11 protein-coding genes and 4 pseudogenes are annotated in these 14,341 nt (G+C 57.9%); 8 read left to right on the forward strand and 7 right to left on the reverse strand.

Annotated elements, in window-relative coordinates; all coding sequences use genetic code 11:
• The 3 genes and pseudogenes from JZX89_RS14360 to JZX89_RS28605 form a co-directional block, all read left to right on the forward strand.
• Positions 1 to 1,542: an AMP-binding protein gene (locus JZX89_RS14360; RefSeq protein WP_207134452.1), complete on the forward strand. Its 1,542-nt coding sequence runs from the start codon at positions 1 to 3 to the stop codon at positions 1,540 to 1,542.
• Between the two features lie 2 nt (positions 1,543 to 1,544).
• Positions 1,545 to 2,192 (forward strand): TetR/AcrR family transcriptional regulator, encoded by a 648-nt coding sequence (locus JZX89_RS14365; protein ID WP_207134453.1) that lies wholly within the window; start codon positions 1,545 to 1,547, stop codon positions 2,190 to 2,192.
• A 392-nt stretch (positions 2,193 to 2,584) separates the two neighbouring features.
• Positions 2,585 to 2,752 (forward strand): annotated as a pseudogene (locus JZX89_RS28605) (IS66 family transposase); the annotation flags it as partial.
• 41 nt (positions 2,753 to 2,793) lie between these two features.
• On the opposite strand, the pseudogene JZX89_RS14370 reads toward JZX89_RS28605, so the two are convergent.
• Positions 2,794 to 2,964, reverse strand: a pseudogene (locus JZX89_RS14370) (helix-turn-helix transcriptional regulator); the annotation flags it as partial.
• Positions 2,965 to 3,069: 105 nt separating this feature from the next.
• Between JZX89_RS14370 and JZX89_RS14375 the strand changes: the two are divergent.
• Positions 3,070 to 3,549: a HAMP domain-containing protein gene (locus tag JZX89_RS14375; RefSeq protein WP_256438142.1), complete on the forward strand. Its 480-nt coding sequence runs from the start codon at positions 3,070 to 3,072 to the stop codon at positions 3,547 to 3,549.
• 69 nt (positions 3,550 to 3,618) lie between these two features.
• Here the strand turns inward: JZX89_RS14375 and JZX89_RS14380 are convergent.
• Positions 3,619 to 3,843: pseudogene (locus tag JZX89_RS14380) on the reverse strand (transposase domain-containing protein); the annotation flags it as partial.
• Positions 3,844 to 4,149: 306 nt separating this feature from the next.
• Here JZX89_RS14380 and JZX89_RS14385 point away from each other — a divergent pair.
• Both JZX89_RS14385 and JZX89_RS14390 read left to right on the forward strand, forming a co-directional pair.
• Positions 4,150 to 4,329 carry a hypothetical protein gene (locus tag JZX89_RS14385; RefSeq protein ID WP_207134455.1) on the forward strand — a complete coding sequence of 60 codons (180 nt, stop codon included), beginning with the start codon at positions 4,150 to 4,152 and terminating at the stop codon, positions 4,327 to 4,329.
• The gene (locus tag JZX89_RS14390) at positions 4,316 to 6,385 is read left to right on the forward strand and encodes a recombinase family protein (RefSeq protein WP_207134456.1); all 2,070 of its coding nucleotides are present in this window, start codon (positions 4,316 to 4,318) and stop codon (positions 6,383 to 6,385) included. The genes JZX89_RS14385 and JZX89_RS14390 overlap by 14 nt, the downstream gene beginning before the upstream one ends.
• Before the next feature lie 27 nt (positions 6,386 to 6,412).
• Here the strand turns inward: JZX89_RS14390 and tnpC are convergent.
• The 3 genes and pseudogenes from tnpC to tnpA all read right to left on the reverse strand — a co-directional run.
• Positions 6,413 to 7,791 (reverse strand): annotated as a pseudogene (gene tnpC, locus JZX89_RS14395) (IS66 family transposase); the annotation flags it as partial.
• Positions 7,792 to 7,843: 52 nt separating this feature from the next.
• Positions 7,844 to 8,197, reverse strand: a complete 354-nt coding sequence (tnpB, locus tag JZX89_RS14400) for an IS66 family insertion sequence element accessory protein TnpB (RefSeq protein ID WP_207134457.1) — start codon at positions 8,195 to 8,197, stop codon at positions 7,844 to 7,846.
• Positions 8,178 to 8,609, reverse strand: a complete 432-nt coding sequence (gene tnpA, locus JZX89_RS14405; RefSeq protein WP_207134458.1) for an IS66-like element accessory protein TnpA — start codon at positions 8,607 to 8,609, stop codon at positions 8,178 to 8,180. The genes tnpB and tnpA overlap by 20 nt, the downstream gene beginning before the upstream one ends.
• A gap of 111 nt (positions 8,610 to 8,720) precedes the next feature.
• On the opposite strand from tnpA, the gene JZX89_RS14410 reads away from it, so the two are divergent.
• Together JZX89_RS14410 and JZX89_RS14415 are read left to right on the forward strand one after the other, a co-directional pair.
• Positions 8,721 to 9,446, forward strand: a complete 726-nt coding sequence (locus JZX89_RS14410) for a hypothetical protein (RefSeq protein ID WP_246746712.1) — start codon at positions 8,721 to 8,723, stop codon at positions 9,444 to 9,446.
• Between the two features lie 343 nt (positions 9,447 to 9,789).
• Positions 9,790 to 10,929, forward strand: coding sequence for an ROK family transcriptional regulator (locus JZX89_RS14415; RefSeq protein ID WP_246746730.1), 1,140 nt, complete (start codon positions 9,790 to 9,792; stop codon positions 10,927 to 10,929).
• Positions 10,930 to 11,013: 84 nt separating this feature from the next.
• Here the strand turns inward: JZX89_RS14415 and JZX89_RS14420 are convergent, their stop codons facing one another.
• Together JZX89_RS14420 and JZX89_RS14425 are read right to left on the reverse strand one after the other, a co-directional pair.
• Complete coding sequence (locus JZX89_RS14420; RefSeq protein ID WP_207134459.1) at positions 11,014 to 13,152, reverse strand: beta-galactosidase; 2,139 nt, start codon at positions 13,150 to 13,152, stop codon at positions 11,014 to 11,016.
• A 15-nt stretch (positions 13,153 to 13,167) separates the two neighbouring features.
• The gene (locus JZX89_RS14425) at positions 13,168 to 14,310 is read right to left on the reverse strand and encodes an ABC transporter ATP-binding protein (protein WP_207134460.1); all 1,143 of its coding nucleotides are present in this window, start codon (positions 14,308 to 14,310) and stop codon (positions 13,168 to 13,170) included.
• Between the last annotated feature and the right edge of the window lie 31 nt (positions 14,311 to 14,341).

Raw genomic sequence — 14,341 nt, forward strand, 5'->3', positions numbered from 1 at the left:
ATGTTTAACTTGTCGCGATATCTTGCACGCAATGCGGAGGCGTCGCCCAATGCCGAGGCCGTGGTCTATAAGGACATTCGGCTGGACTGGCGAAGCCTCGATGCCCGTGTCCGCCATCTGGCCTTCGGCCTGAAGCAACGCGGCATCGGGGATGGCTCGATCGTCGCGCTGCTGATGAAGAACAGCCTTGCCTATATCGAGCTCATCTATGCGATCGGGCATATCGGCGGGGTTGTTCTGCCGCTGAACTTCCGTCTGTCGGCGGAGGAGGTCACCTATATCTCGACGCATGCGGGTGCGCAGCTGATCCTTGCCGACGACGTCTTTGCGCCTGTTGCTGTGGAATGCGGACTTCCGGTCATCAGCGTCGACGAGGCGGGACAACGGGATATCGGCGCAATGCTGGTGCCGGCCGATCGCGGCAGGAACACTACCGACATGATTCCACGCGGACGGGACGACGTGTTCCGGCTGATGTACACGTCCGGAACCACCGCGCGGCCGAAGGGCGTTGTCCACACTTACGATAATTATTACTGGAAATGCTACGATCACGTGCTGGCTCTCGGGCTTGGCACCGCAACCCGTCTGTTGATCGTCGGCCCCCTGTATCATGTCGGTGGTTGCGATCTGCCGGGCCTTGCGGTTCATCTCGCCGGCGGGATGATCGTCGTGCAGCGCGATTTCGATCCGTGCGCGGTTATGGATGCCATCGCCCGCGAGCGGATCGACGGGGTCTGGCTGGCGCCGGTCATGACGAATGATATTCTGGCACTGCCCGATCCCGCGCCGTGCGGTTCGCTGCGCTGGTGCATCGCGGGCGGCGAACGCACCCCGGAATCGCGGATCCGCAGCTTCATGGAGCGGTTTCCCTCTGCCCGCTATATCGATGCCTACGGTATGACGGAAACCTGTTCTGGCGACACGATGATGGACCCCGGCCGCGAGCTGGACAAGATCGGCTCGGTCGGCCGGCCGCTGCGCTTCATCGAACTTGACATCCGCGACGACAACGGCAATCGCCTTGCCGCCGGCGAAGACGGTGAAATCTGCATGCGCGGGCCGAAGGTGATGCGCGAATACTGGCGCGATCCAGAGGCCACCGCTGCCGCCTTTCATGCCGACGGGTTCCTGCGCTCCGGAGACGTGGGGCGCGTGGATGACGAAGGCTTCCTGTTTATCACCGACCGGCAGAAAGACATGATCATTTCGGGCGGGGAGAACATCGCCTCTTCTGAGGTCGAGCGGGTGATCTACCAGCATCCCGCCGTCAAGGAGGCCGCGATTTTCGCCCGGCCGCATCCGCGCTGGGGCGAAATCGCGGTTGCGGCCGTGGTGCTGGCGCCGGACGGCCGCCTGGATTTCGCGCAACTCTCTGAGCACTGCCAGAAATCCCTGGCAAAATTCAAATGCCCGAAAGATCTGGTGTTTTTGCCAGCACTGCCTCGCAATCCGTCCGGAAAAGTGCTCAAACGAGTTCTGAGGGACCTTGACGGCCAAGGCCAACTCGCGACGGCAACGGACAATACGGATCAGGTCTAGACATGGTGAGAGGGGTTTTGAACCGGCGGGGTGAGCGCCGCCTGTCAAGGGACGAGAAAGCCAAGCTGACGCGGGAAAGCCTGCTTGCCGCCGCCTGCAAGGTCGTCGCTGCAGAAGGATATTCCTCCGCATCAATTGCCAAGATCGCCGACACCGCCGGCGTAGCGCAGGGCACCTTCTACAACTACTTTGCCGATCGGCAGGCGCTGTTCGGCGAACTTCTGCCTTATGAAGGCCTGCGCATGCTGACGACCGTCGAGGCGGCGGCCCGCAAATCGGCGTCGGGGCTTTTGCGCGAACTGACCCGGTTCAATGAATTCCTGCGCTATGTCGCCGACAATGACGGCTTCTACCGGGTCCTTTACGAGGCCGAAGTGTTTGCGCCCGACGCCCATCGCATCCATATCGCCAATATTGTCTCGGGATACCGCCGCTCGCTGAAGCGCGGCATGGCGGCCGGGCTGGTTGCCGACCTGACCGACAACCAGATAGACTGCATCATTTACCAGCTTTTAGGGATGCGCGCATATTCCGCGATGCAGATCCATTACGAAACGGATGTCGGCCGAAAAGCACTGATCATCGAGGATGCGATGCATGTGTATGAGCGCATCATACGGGCGAGCCTGCTGGTGGAAGGTCGGAGATAATAGCTTCGTCCACTGAGTGATAGACGGCGGAGTGCCGGTTTCTTTGGTGGCAGGCCTTAACCCGTTGCAAAGCGGGGATTGTGGACAATGTCGCTGTGATGCTACGCACGTGGTAGGGGAGAAGGCCTTGCGGAAATAAAACGTGCTCCAAGCCCTGACGTGAGGCTGCGCCGTTCGCGGCCCGTCAAACACTAGGCTCCAACTCAAGCAACTCCATCGTGGCCGGGAGCAGCGTCGGACGATACTTCTGACCCAAACCCCAGGCGTCCAACATATTCGACCACTCCTGCATCATATGGCGGCGTTAACGGTGGCGGCGGCACGCAAGATGCTCTGTACGTCGCGCGGTTCTAGTCGTAAACGGCATCCTAAATTGGCCGCGCGGCCGGCCGAAGCGGGAAGCACGCCCACGCAAGGGCTTTGCCGCCCATCTCGAACGCATCGAAGAGATTATCGAGCCGGAAATCTCTGAAGAGTGCCGAGGCCTGGAGAAGGTTCTGATTGGCGAGGACCGATCCGAGCGGCTCGATGTCATTCCACCGAAGTTCAGGGTCATGGTTATTGCATTTGCGCGAGAGGCATGGCTCCGAGCATAGAGCCAGGCTTCCACCTCTGCCAAGTCACAAATGACGCAGCGCGAGGTGAGATGGAAGCGCTGCGGGAATTCTCCACGCTGCTCCATGTCGAAGATCGTGTTGTCGGCAAGCGGTACGAGCTCTCGTAACTGCTGCCAACGAATTGTTCTTCGGGCGACATGTGGGGCAGCGCTCATACCGGATCTCCACTTCTTTGCTCTTGCGGAGATAGAAGGCGATAGATCCTCCGCTTTGAAGCCCGCGCGTGAACGTGTGCGCTAATATCGGGCTATATGGCAGTCATGATAGGAGGGACCCTACTTGCCTGTGTCGGAGCAATTTTCCTGATCGAACCACTTCGTGCGCCTTTGAAGGGTGTGGCTTCGACTATGTCACGCTTGGCCGACGGCGACCTGAGTGTCGATATCGACGGCAGCGAGCGCCGAGACGAGGTGGGGGACATGGTCCGAGCCACGATTGTCTTCCGCGACGCCGCAAGGGAAAACTTGCGCCTGGAGGAAGAGGCCGCAGCGGCTCGCCGCCTTGCCGGTGAGGAGGCTTCGCGACGTTCTTCCGAGATGGACCGGAACGAACGCCAGCTGAAACAAGCCATTTCAGCACTGTCAGTTGTCTTGCAATTTCTTTCGAAAGGCGATCTCGAGAAGGGAATGGACTCCAACTTGGCATCCGACTTCATCGAAATGGCCACAACCTACAACGACGCCGTTGAGGCGCTTAGGTCAACAATTTCTGATGTGCGTGAAGCGACTGATGAAATGTAAACGCGATTTTCTCCGCACGTTGACACGATCGTCACCGGTATATCGGGGGTAGTGGTTCGGATTTGTTTGTTAAGCACGCAGTGGTTTGCTGGCGAAGTTGAACGGCAGGAGGTCGTCAATTCCGACGTCGGGAGCGCGTTGTGGCAACTCATGGAGCACGTGACGCAGCCAGGCGAGCGGGTCGACGCCACAAGCGCGGCAAGTCAGCATGAGACTGTAGATCACGGCGCTAGCCTTGGCACCCTCGACGCTGTCGCTGAACAGCCACGATTTTCTTCCGGTCGCAATTCCCCGTTCATTCTGCCCATGTCGGCGATGAAGTCGAAGTCTATTACCGCTGGCATCCGTATTTCGGCCATAAGGTTTCCATTCGCCGCGTTGAAGACCGAGCGGCAGGTCGCTTTTTAAAGGTATTGGGGCCGACAGGTTTTGTGATCGCTATTTCGGAGTGGATGATTGATCCTGTGGCCTGCGGCGGCATGACCATAGGAACACCACGCGTCGATCTTGCGGCGCTAATCGCACTGCGCAGGCTGGTCACCGGTGACGATAAGCCTGCAATCTTCCGAGGTGGACGTAGAATCACTCAGGAGGACCATGATGAGATCCCGCAATACGCTCAAGCCGGCGTCGGGCCGGCAACTCGACCTGATATTCAAAGCAAGGACGCTCGACGGACTGAGCGACAAGGATCGCAAGACGGCGATATCAACACTAGCCTGTCTGCTGATGCAGGCGGCCGGACTGGTCGTCGAGGAGTTCAACGATGACCAGCGCTGATATGCTTCCGACAGCGCTGCTCGCGCGCAAGGCCATCGTTTATGTGCGGCAATCTACGCAGTCGCAGGTTATGACCAATCTGGAGGGCCAGCGACGGCAGTATGATCTCGTTGATATCGCGCGACAACGCGGCTTCAGGGACGTCGAGGTCATCGACGACGACCTCGGACGCTCCGCCAGCGGCACTGTTGCGCGCCCCGGCTTCGATCGTCTCGTCGCGCTGCTGTGCGCCGGTAAGGTTGGTGCCGTTCTATGCTTCGATGCATCGCGGCTCGCACGCAACGGGCGCGATTGGCATCATCTGCTTGAACTTTGCGGACTTGTAGAGGCTCGTGTCATAGACCACGATGGTGTCTATAATCCATGTCGACCCAACGACCGTCTGCTGCTGGGGATGAAGGGGAGCATCAGCGAATTTGAACTGGGCGTCCTGAGAGCCCGCATGCTCGACGCCGCCAGATCAAAAGCGCAGCGCGGCGAATTGCGGCTTTCTGTACCTTTCGGCTACATTTGGCATCGAGAAGCAGGGCTTGGTCTTGATCCCGATTTGCGTCTGCAGGACGTTATCAGATCTATATTCGGCCGGTTCAGCGAGCTTGGAAGTGCGCGCCAGGTACTTCTGTCGATGACGAAAGACCAGATTTCCTTCCCACGGCCATCGGATGAAGGACGTATGACAAACTTCGTCTGGACGCCAGTCCGTTATCGCAACGTGATCGGTATCCTCAAGAACCCGTTCTACGCCGGCGTCTACGTTTATGGAAAGAGCGAGAAGCGCACTGCTATCGTTGATGGAAGAGCCCGCCGCAGTTACGGGCACAGCAAACCGCCGGGAACTTGGGAGGTGATGATCCGTGACCACCACGAAGGCTACATTAGCTGGGATGAGTACGAGCGCAACCAACAGATACTGGCGCTCAATAATTACGGTCGCTCAGGAGGGACCAAGTCGGGGCGCGGCGGAAAAGCGCTATTATCGGGTCTCCTAACCTGCGGACGGTGTGGGCAGCGACTGAGCGTTGCCTACACAGGAAATCCAAATAATCCTGTTTATCGCTGCTATAAACAGAACCAGATGAAGGGTTTGCCCCGTTGCATGACGTTCGGCGGCTCGAAGGTTGATGCAGCGATTGCGCGGGAGCTCTTGCGCGCGGTAGAACCATCAGCAATTGAAGCGACTTTTGAAGCAGAGCGGATGCACCGGGAGCGACAGGACGACCAGCGCCATATCCAAAATCTGGAACTGCAGCAGGCCCGCTACGAGGCAAGCCTTGCTGAGCGTCGCTATGCGGCTTGCGATCCAGACAACCGCCTGATTGCTGCACAGCTTGAGAAGAACTGGGAAACGGCGCTACGCCGCGTGCGCGATCTGGAAGTACGTAAGCCTACGGAAGGTCCTGCAACTATTGAAGTTGACCCAGGCACTTTTGCAAACCTCGCGGACAATATGAAAGCGGCCTGGGACTCACAGGATGTCACCATGCGCGTGCGCCAGCAACTGCTACGTACATTGATCGCCGATATCGTGGTCGATGTTGATGACGAAGTGCGTGACGTGGTTTTGACCATCCACTGGAAAGGCGGCCAGCATTCGGAGATCAAGGTTCGCAAGCCCCAGACGGGTGAACACGGGTGCGCCACAACGGACGATGCTCTGGCGGTGATGCGGAGCATGGCAGGACGCTGGTCAGATGAACATATCGCCGCCTCGCTTAATCGAATGGGTATGCCCACTGGTCAAGGAAAGACTTGGACCGCACACCGTGTCGCCTCCGTAAGAAGAGTCCGCGCCATTCACGCCTACAAATCAGCCGGCAAAGACGGCGAATGGCTGACCATGACAGAGGCTGCGGCCGCGTTGGGCGTGACGAACCACAGAATACGCCACCTTATCAAGACGAATGTGTTGTCTGCCGAGCAAGTGGTTCCCGGCGCGCCGTATCAAATCCGGGCCAGCGATCTTGCTTCTGCGACGGTCCAAGCCGCGATAGCCCGAAAGGGCCGCCCGTGTCGCACTTCTGACACCGACACACTTCCAATGTTTACAAACACTTAAAGAAGGAGTGCACAATGACCCAGGTCCGGCAAAAACTCTGATATCGCGTTCAAGAATATTGTTGTCGATCGGCATTGTGCCGTCACTGGTATAGCGCGTCAGATACTCCCACTGGTTTAGAGTGTAGGACACGGCGTCACCCAGCTTGCTGTCCGGCAAAACCTTTGGCGCAATGGTGTCGAGCCACATCTTCAGGGCGTTCAGGACGGGCAAGCTGTGCTGTTGGCGGAAACCGCGTATGCAGTCGGCCTTCGTCTCCCCGGCATCCGGGATATTGTCTCTTGCCTGCTTTTCGATCCGGTAGAGTTGCTCGAAGAACCGGAGCGCCTGTTCCGGCGGTCCGCCTCCATTCTTGCGGGTCTTGAGGGCCTCGACAAAGCGCCGCCTGGAATGAGCCATGCATCCGACATGGGTGGAGCCATTGATGGTGCGCCAGGCTGTGTAGCCATCGCTTACCAATATGCCGCGATAATCACCGAGGAAGGTCTGCGGGTGGATCTTACCCCGGCCGGGCTGGTAGTCGAGGAGCACTATTGGCTCGTCACTGTCCTCACCGCTGCGGTATGCCCACATGTACGACGTGCTGGTGGCTTCCTTGTTCTTTTCCTTCAGGACCTGAACGGTCGTTTCGTCACCATGGATGAGAGGATGCGACCGAAGCCGCAACTTCAGGGCCTCATAGATGCGGTGCAGATGCTTCTCGCTTGAACCGATCACCCAGTGAGCAAGTGCTCCACGGCTGATCGGTACGCCAGCCCGCTCGAAGGTCTGGGCAACGCGGTAGAGCGGTGTGCCATCGACGTATTTGTGAACAAGCGCGAAGGCCAGCGTTGAAGCCGTAGCAACGCTGCCCGGCAGGGGCTGTGTCGGCATAGGCGCGATTACGACGGGCGTGTTGATCCCGGTGCGGTCGCAGTGCCGGCAGGCGTACTTGAACCGAACATTCTGCAGGACCTTTGCTTTGACCTCGATATGGAGCTGCTCGGTAACGGCCTCACCCATGCGATGCATTTGACCATGGCAGCATGGACAAGCCTTCTGATCCTCGGGAAGGTCATATTCGACCCGCTCGCGTGGCAGATCTTCCGGCAGAGGTCTGCGGCCCCGCTTCTTTCCCGCGGTCCTGTCGACGCTGGCAGGCCTGTATCAGGGAGATCGATGGCAGCATCGCCGTCGTCACTGCCATCTTCGTCCGCAGCAATTTCGGCTTCGTTGAACAGGCGATCAATGTGCTTTTCGCTGCGCGGTGCAAAACGATGCAGCTTTGCGAGTGCCAGTTCCTCTTCGAGCTTGACGACGCGGCGCGAGAGCGCTTCCTTCTCGGCTTTCAGCGCAGCAATTTCGGCGGCATTTGCCGCCAACTGCGCCATCAGCACTGCAACATCAGGTTCACCGGCTCTGTTCATCACAGTTTTGAATCTGAACCGCCCGGCCGCGTCAACTGCTCAGATCGTCCCTTCAGCCGACAATCTCATATTGCCGCAAGGGATGGCGGACCATCGCGTCGATATCGATGCCGTCGAGAACCCAATGAAGCTGTTCTGTCGTCAGCGTCACCACCGGCACCTCGCGGCGCGGCCATCGGAACTTGTCTTCGGTCAACCGTTTCAAAACCAGCACAAAACCGGATCGATCAAAAAACAGGAGCTTCATCCGGTCACGCCGGCGATTGCAAAATGCAAAGACAGCAGGAGAGAACGGATCGAGCGCCATTGTCTCCTGGACCAGGACCGCAAGGCTATTGATCCCCGCCCTGAAGTCGATCGGTTCACGATGCAGGTAAACCTGGATATCAGCGTTTAGCTTGAACATGAGCCAGCGCTCCGATGATCGTTGTCAAAGCGTCCACGTCATCGCATTCAAGCGACAGCATCACGCCATTTGGCAATGACGCACTCACCTTCGACGGGGAGCTGGTCCCGTGCGCTCTGCGTGCCGGCTCTTCGTTCCCTGCATTTGGCATCTCAATATCGAACTTGCCGCTCGCCGCCGTGATCTGAACCGGCACGAACGCCGATGTCGACGACACAGATACGTGCCGGGCATTCTTGATCCATTTTCTCACAAGGTTTGCGTTGACCCCGTGTTGAAGCGCCAGCCGTGATACCGAAACCCCCGGCTCTGAACACGCCTCGACCAGCCGCTGCTTCCATGCGGGATCATAGCGACGCCGGCGGTCGCGATCTTGTTTTGGAGAGGGGAATTTAAGAGTGTCTTTGTCCATAAAGGTGTCCACCTATGTTAAGTGGAAACCTCCATGCCTGACAGCATTTAAGAGAGGAAGGCGTATAGAAACTCGCGCTTAGTGCGGCTGCAAGCCGATGAAAGATAGCTGATGAAAGTTCAGTACGGAGAAGAGGTGGCGAATCACTCTGACCCCGAGTCATGCGGGGCACATCGCGAGGTGTGCGTCGAAGCGTTGACAGGGGAAACCGGCAGGCCGGCCTTTGAGCCGCAAAATTGTCAATTCGGGATGCCGACGTTGTTAAGCGAAGCGGAAGGCAACACGGTGCATGGCGTCAATCGCAAGCTATGCACCGATCCCGCGCGGTCGGAGACCCTGTGCATGCCGGGAAGTCTTTCATACGGAAGCAGCGAGATCTCATCAGCGTCCAGTGCAAATGGGCTGGACGGGACTGGGAAGGTCGTTGACCACAATCCAGTCATCTACGTTGATGAGAAGTCGGATACGCCCATAGTACCGCAGAAGTTGCCGAACAAAGGAGATGATCCTGCGGAGGCAATGGAGGGAAGGGGTGTAATCGGAGGGAACGCTTTCGAAACTCCAGCGCGCCGGACACAGAGCCGGATAAAACACGCTTCGATGGGGATCGACGGTGTACGGGAAGCCGCCAAACGGAACCCGAAGATGCGTTTCACGGCGCTGATGCACCACATTACTCCGACGCTATTGGTGAAGAGCTTCCATGCCCTTCGCAAGCAAGCGGCCAGCGGTGTGGATGGCGTGACGTGGTACGACTATGAGAAGACCCTCGAAATAAGTAATGCCTTTTGCGATCGATCAGCCACGCGGCAGAGAAAGCCGCTGCGAAGACAGTAAGAATTCCTGGGCCAATCAGAGACAACGTGACCCTAACGACAGATCCTTCCATCCATGCTCTCTTCCTGATCTACTCATTATGTTGAGTTCGAACGCATCTATCACGACTAATCTCACAGCAGGCCATGTTTTTATCATGCGCATGTTCAAGCAAGCAGTAATGGGCTGGCTGTCTTTCCTCACCTTCTCGGCGGACCGGCTCTGGTGCTTGCCAAACTTACCGTGGCTTTTGCTTTTGTCCGCAACGATCTGAGAGGATATGCTAGGTGGACAAACTGCCACGTCTTTACATGAACTTAAGGTATGCATTCGCGTGAAAATCGATCAACAAACGACGCGGGCGATGAATCGCCGTCTGATCCTTAACCTGATCAGGCGCGAGGAGCAGCTCAGTCGTGCGGATATAGCGGCGGCGACGGGTTTGAGCCCGGCGGCGGTTACCTTTGTGGTGAGTGATCTTGTCGCGGAAGGGTATCTCATCGAGGGCGAAACGATACCCGGTGGTGGTGGCCGAAGGCCTATACCACTGGAAATCAATTATGCCGGACATCTCGCCATTGGTATCAAGATGAATGTGGGCAGTCTGGAATGCGTGTTGACCGACCTTTCCACTGCGACGCTTTCTTCTTTGACGATAGAGTTCGACGATCCGTCGCCGCAGTCCGTTCTGGATGCGGCTGAGAAAGCGGTCACACGGTTGCAGCGGCTTGCTCCGGAAAACGCGGGTTTGTTGACAGGGGTTGGGTTTTCCATGCCGGGCACGATTGATGCCGAGAGAGGTATCTGCATCAAGAGTCATCGCTTTTTCTGGGAGGATGTGCCGTTTGCCAGCATGTTGCAGAAGCGGGTCAATGTTCCGGTTTGGATGGAGGATGACACGTTGGCCTTTGCGCTGGCGCAGCATTTGTTTGGTCTTGGGCGCCAGCACCGGGTATTTACCGCCGTGGCGATAGGGGTCGGCATTGGGTGCGCGACGGTGGTGGACGGTCAGGTGCAACGTGGGGCACACGGGCATGCGGGCAAGATTGGCCACTCGATGCATAACCTGGACGGTCCCTTGTGCGAGTGTGGCCGTCATGGTTGCCTTCAGGCGTTCTATTCCGAGCCAGCCATTCTTGAGCGTTGGCGTCAGGCCAGGGGCAAAGACGGCCCTGTGGATCGTTATGCGATGAAGGAAGCCGCGTTGCAGGGCGATCTGATTGCCATAGACATTCTTCAGGAGGCCGGGTCTGCTATTGGCCTGCATCTCGCGCGCGTGGTCGATATTGTCGACCCCGAAATCATCATCGTTGGTGGAGAAGCGGTGAGTTTTGGCGATCTGCTGTTTGACCCGATGCGCAAGGCGCTCGACCTTTATTGCTTCACACCGCCGCCTGCATTGGTGCCAGATGAGAGAGATAATTTCTGGAGTAGCGGGGCGGCAGCCTTGGCAACGCAGGCTTTGTTCAATTTCGAAATGACGACACCAGCCATGACCGCATAACGAAACGGCGAAGGTGAATGTAACACCTTCGCCGCTTGTTCGGGGGATTTTCACCCCCTCTGGGAGAGCGTTATCGGGCTTGGGTCAGCCGCGTTCGATGACGAGGCAACCATAACCTTCGAGTGTGTGTTCGCCGGAGATGTTGGTGCCAGTCAGCAAATCTTTGCCTGACGCGAGATTGGTGAGTTTCCGTTCGGTCTCAAGCGTATTCAGCACGAACAGCAGCTTGCGATCTTCAGCCGTACGCATCACCACTTCGACGCCTTCTGGCAAATCAACGATCAGCGGCTCGATACCGGCTTTTGCCAGTACGTCGTCATCCAGCGCATCCACTAGATCATCGGTGAGGTATGTTGCGAGGTAGATGACCTGACCCTTGCCGACCTTCCGCAACGTGGCTGCCGCACGGCCCTTTGCAAAGCGATTCGACCATGTGGCGATGGTTTCGACATCGCTGTCGAGTTCCAGTAGCTCGTAAAGATGCTCTGCCTCAATGGTACGTCCACTGATGTCGATCGTGTATTTGCGGAAGGCGGAAGAGGAGGGGAGAATGTGCGGCGGCACGTAATGACCGTCTTCCACGCCCTTCTTCTGAAATAAACCATCGCCATCCCTCGCCGTGATGCGACCGAATTCTTGCACGCGCACGCCGCAGAGTTTGGCGAGCGCGCCGCCCGGTGCGAGCTCGCGGATGATGTGGTTGTTGATGTTGCGTGTGCCGGTCATAGCGCCGACGATCAGCGTGCCGCCAGCCTGGACAAAGGCCTCGACATTCGCGGTCCATGCCTGGTCCCACATCACCCAGTGAGGAATGTAAAGCGCCTTCAAACGGGAAAGATCGTCTTCGGGGTGAATGAAGCCGCAGGAAATGCCGCGCTCATAGCAATGGCGGTGCAGAAGCGTGGCGTCGTCCTGCGGGGAGGGCAGGCCGATGGGGTAGGTTTTGTGCGCCTCCTCATTGTCGAAGTCGGCACCGGCAATGCCCAAATCCATATGCACGGATGTCCCGAGCAGTTTGTCCTTGATTTTGGCGATGTCTCGACCGAACTGCTTTGCCTCCTCAAAACGGCGACGACCGACATCGTCATGGTCGATCAGACCCATCCAGTAGATTTCTGCGCCGAAATGGGCCGGACGCCAGCGGAAGAACATCAGACCATCGGCACCACGTGACACCGAAGACAGCGCCATGCGCCGCATCTCGCCGGGTTCGGGCGTCATGGTTGTAAATGCCGGTTGGCTACCCATGCCGGATGCCTGTTCCGGCACGATGAAGTTGCCCGTGTAGCTGCGGCAGAGATCGAGCTTTAGCGCTTGCGTGGCTCCATGGCCACCATTGCGGCGGAACTCGTCGTACAGCATCGGGTAGATATCGAAGCCGATGAAATCGAGGTCCTGGCCGAAGGTGCCACGGAAATCGATATCGGTCAGATTGCCGAGATTGTGGAAGATGAACCAATCAGGGTTCGTTGCACGCAAAATCTCGACCTGATCGCGCTGGAATGCGGCTGTAGCTGATGCCAGAAAGCGGTGGTAATCCTGCACATGGCCTGGGCTGAGATAGGACGGGGCCATCGGGAACGGCAGCACGACCTGATCGAAATTGTCGTAGGCGGTCGCCCAGAAATGTCCGCCCCATGCGAAATTCAGCGCGTCTATGCTGTCATACTTGTGGCGCAGGAAGTTGCGGAAGGCGAGCGTTGCTGAATCCGAGAAGGATTCCGATTCCGTGGTGTTCAGCTCATTGTCCGTCTGCCAGCCGATGACGTAAGGGTTGTCCGCGTAATGCTCGGCCATCGCCTTGGTAATGCGGCGGCTGTGCTGGCGCAGCACCGGGCTGGTTGTGTCGCCATGCTGGCGCGAACCGTGGCTGGCCCGACGTCCCTTGCGATCCACGCGCAGGATTTCTGGATAGTTCATGCTCATCCAGCGGGGAGGCGTCGCAGTGGGTGTGCACAGAATGGTGTTGATGCCGGTTTTGCCGAGGCCTTCTATGGCCCTGTCGAAAAGATCAAAGTCGAACCTGCCCTCATAGGGTTCCCAGATGTGCCAAGCGAATTCGCCCATGCGCACGGCGTTGAAGCCTGCTTCCTTCATCCGGTCAGCATCGCGCTGCCAGTAGCTCTCGTCCACATGTTCGGGATAATGCGGCACACCGAGCAAAAAATCGTCAAGGTTAAGGGTGCGCCATGCCGATAGTGGCGCGGGGTTGGTCCGTTTCATCGTGGAAACTCCAGTTTATTTTTGGGTCACAGGCTTGGGAGGTGTGAGCGTTTTGCCGTCGGGGCCGAAGAGGTAGCAGTCGTCGAGAGAGAAGCAGACGCGAATGGATGAGCCGACAAAGAAGGGCATGACCTTTCCGAGCTGGATCGTGACATTGTGCGTTCCCGTATCGGAGCCGACAGCCATCAGGGGCGAAGCATCGGCATGGACTATGGTTTCCCGGCCCAGATGCTCGACAAGGCGCACTTTTGCGTCGAAAGTGATAAGGGAAGCGTCGGTGTCCTGTGTTCGCAGCCTTTCGGGCCTCACACCGAGCATTACCGTATCGCCCGTCGTAAACGACGCGTCACCGATCAGCGGAATGCGCAGTTCTTCAAGCCCGGCAAAGGAAACGACTGCAATCCCCTGCTCGTTGCTGATGACCTTGCCTTTGAAGAAGTTCATGCGTGGCGCGCCGAGGAAGCCTGCTACGAAATGGTTCTTGGGATTGGCGTAGAGCTCCAGCGGAGAGCCGACCTGCTCGATCTCGCCCTTGTTGAGAACGACGATGCGGCTCGCCATGGTCATGGCTTCAACCTGATCGTGGGTCACATAGATCATTGTTGAGCCGAGCTCGGCGTGAAGGGTCGATAGTTCGACGCGCATCTGGGTGCGCAGGGCCGCGTCCAGATTCGAGAGCGGTTCATCGAACAGGAACACCTCCGGCGAGCGGGTTATCGCCCGGCCGATGGCCACGCGCTGTCGCTGGCCGCCAGACAGTTGTTTCGGCAGCTTGTCCAGTTGTTCATCAATCCGCAGGATGGCGGCCGCGCGTTTGACCGCAGCATCGATCTCGGCTTTCGGGCGCTTAGCCATGCGCAGCCCAAAGCCCATGTTTTCGGCAACGGTCATGTGCGGGTAGAGGGCATAGGACTGGAACACCATGGCGATCCCACGGTCGCCCGGTTCTTCCTTCGTCACATCCCGGCCATTGATCATCAGTTTACCTGAGGAGATCGTCTCCAGACCGGCAATGGTCTTCAGCAGGGTAGATTTGCCACAGCCCGACGGGCCGACCATGACGATGAACTCGCCCTTTTCGATCGTCAGATTGATGTTCTTCAAGGCGTGGAAGCTGGTGTAATGCTTCTGGACGTTGAGGATTTCGACGCTGCTCATGTCAGTCGTATCCTTGCTGATCGGTGAGAGT

The sequence above is a fragment of the Agrobacterium burrii genome, assembly GCF_017313405.1.
Classification (GTDB): Bacteria; Pseudomonadota; Alphaproteobacteria; order Rhizobiales; family Rhizobiaceae; genus Agrobacterium; species Agrobacterium burrii.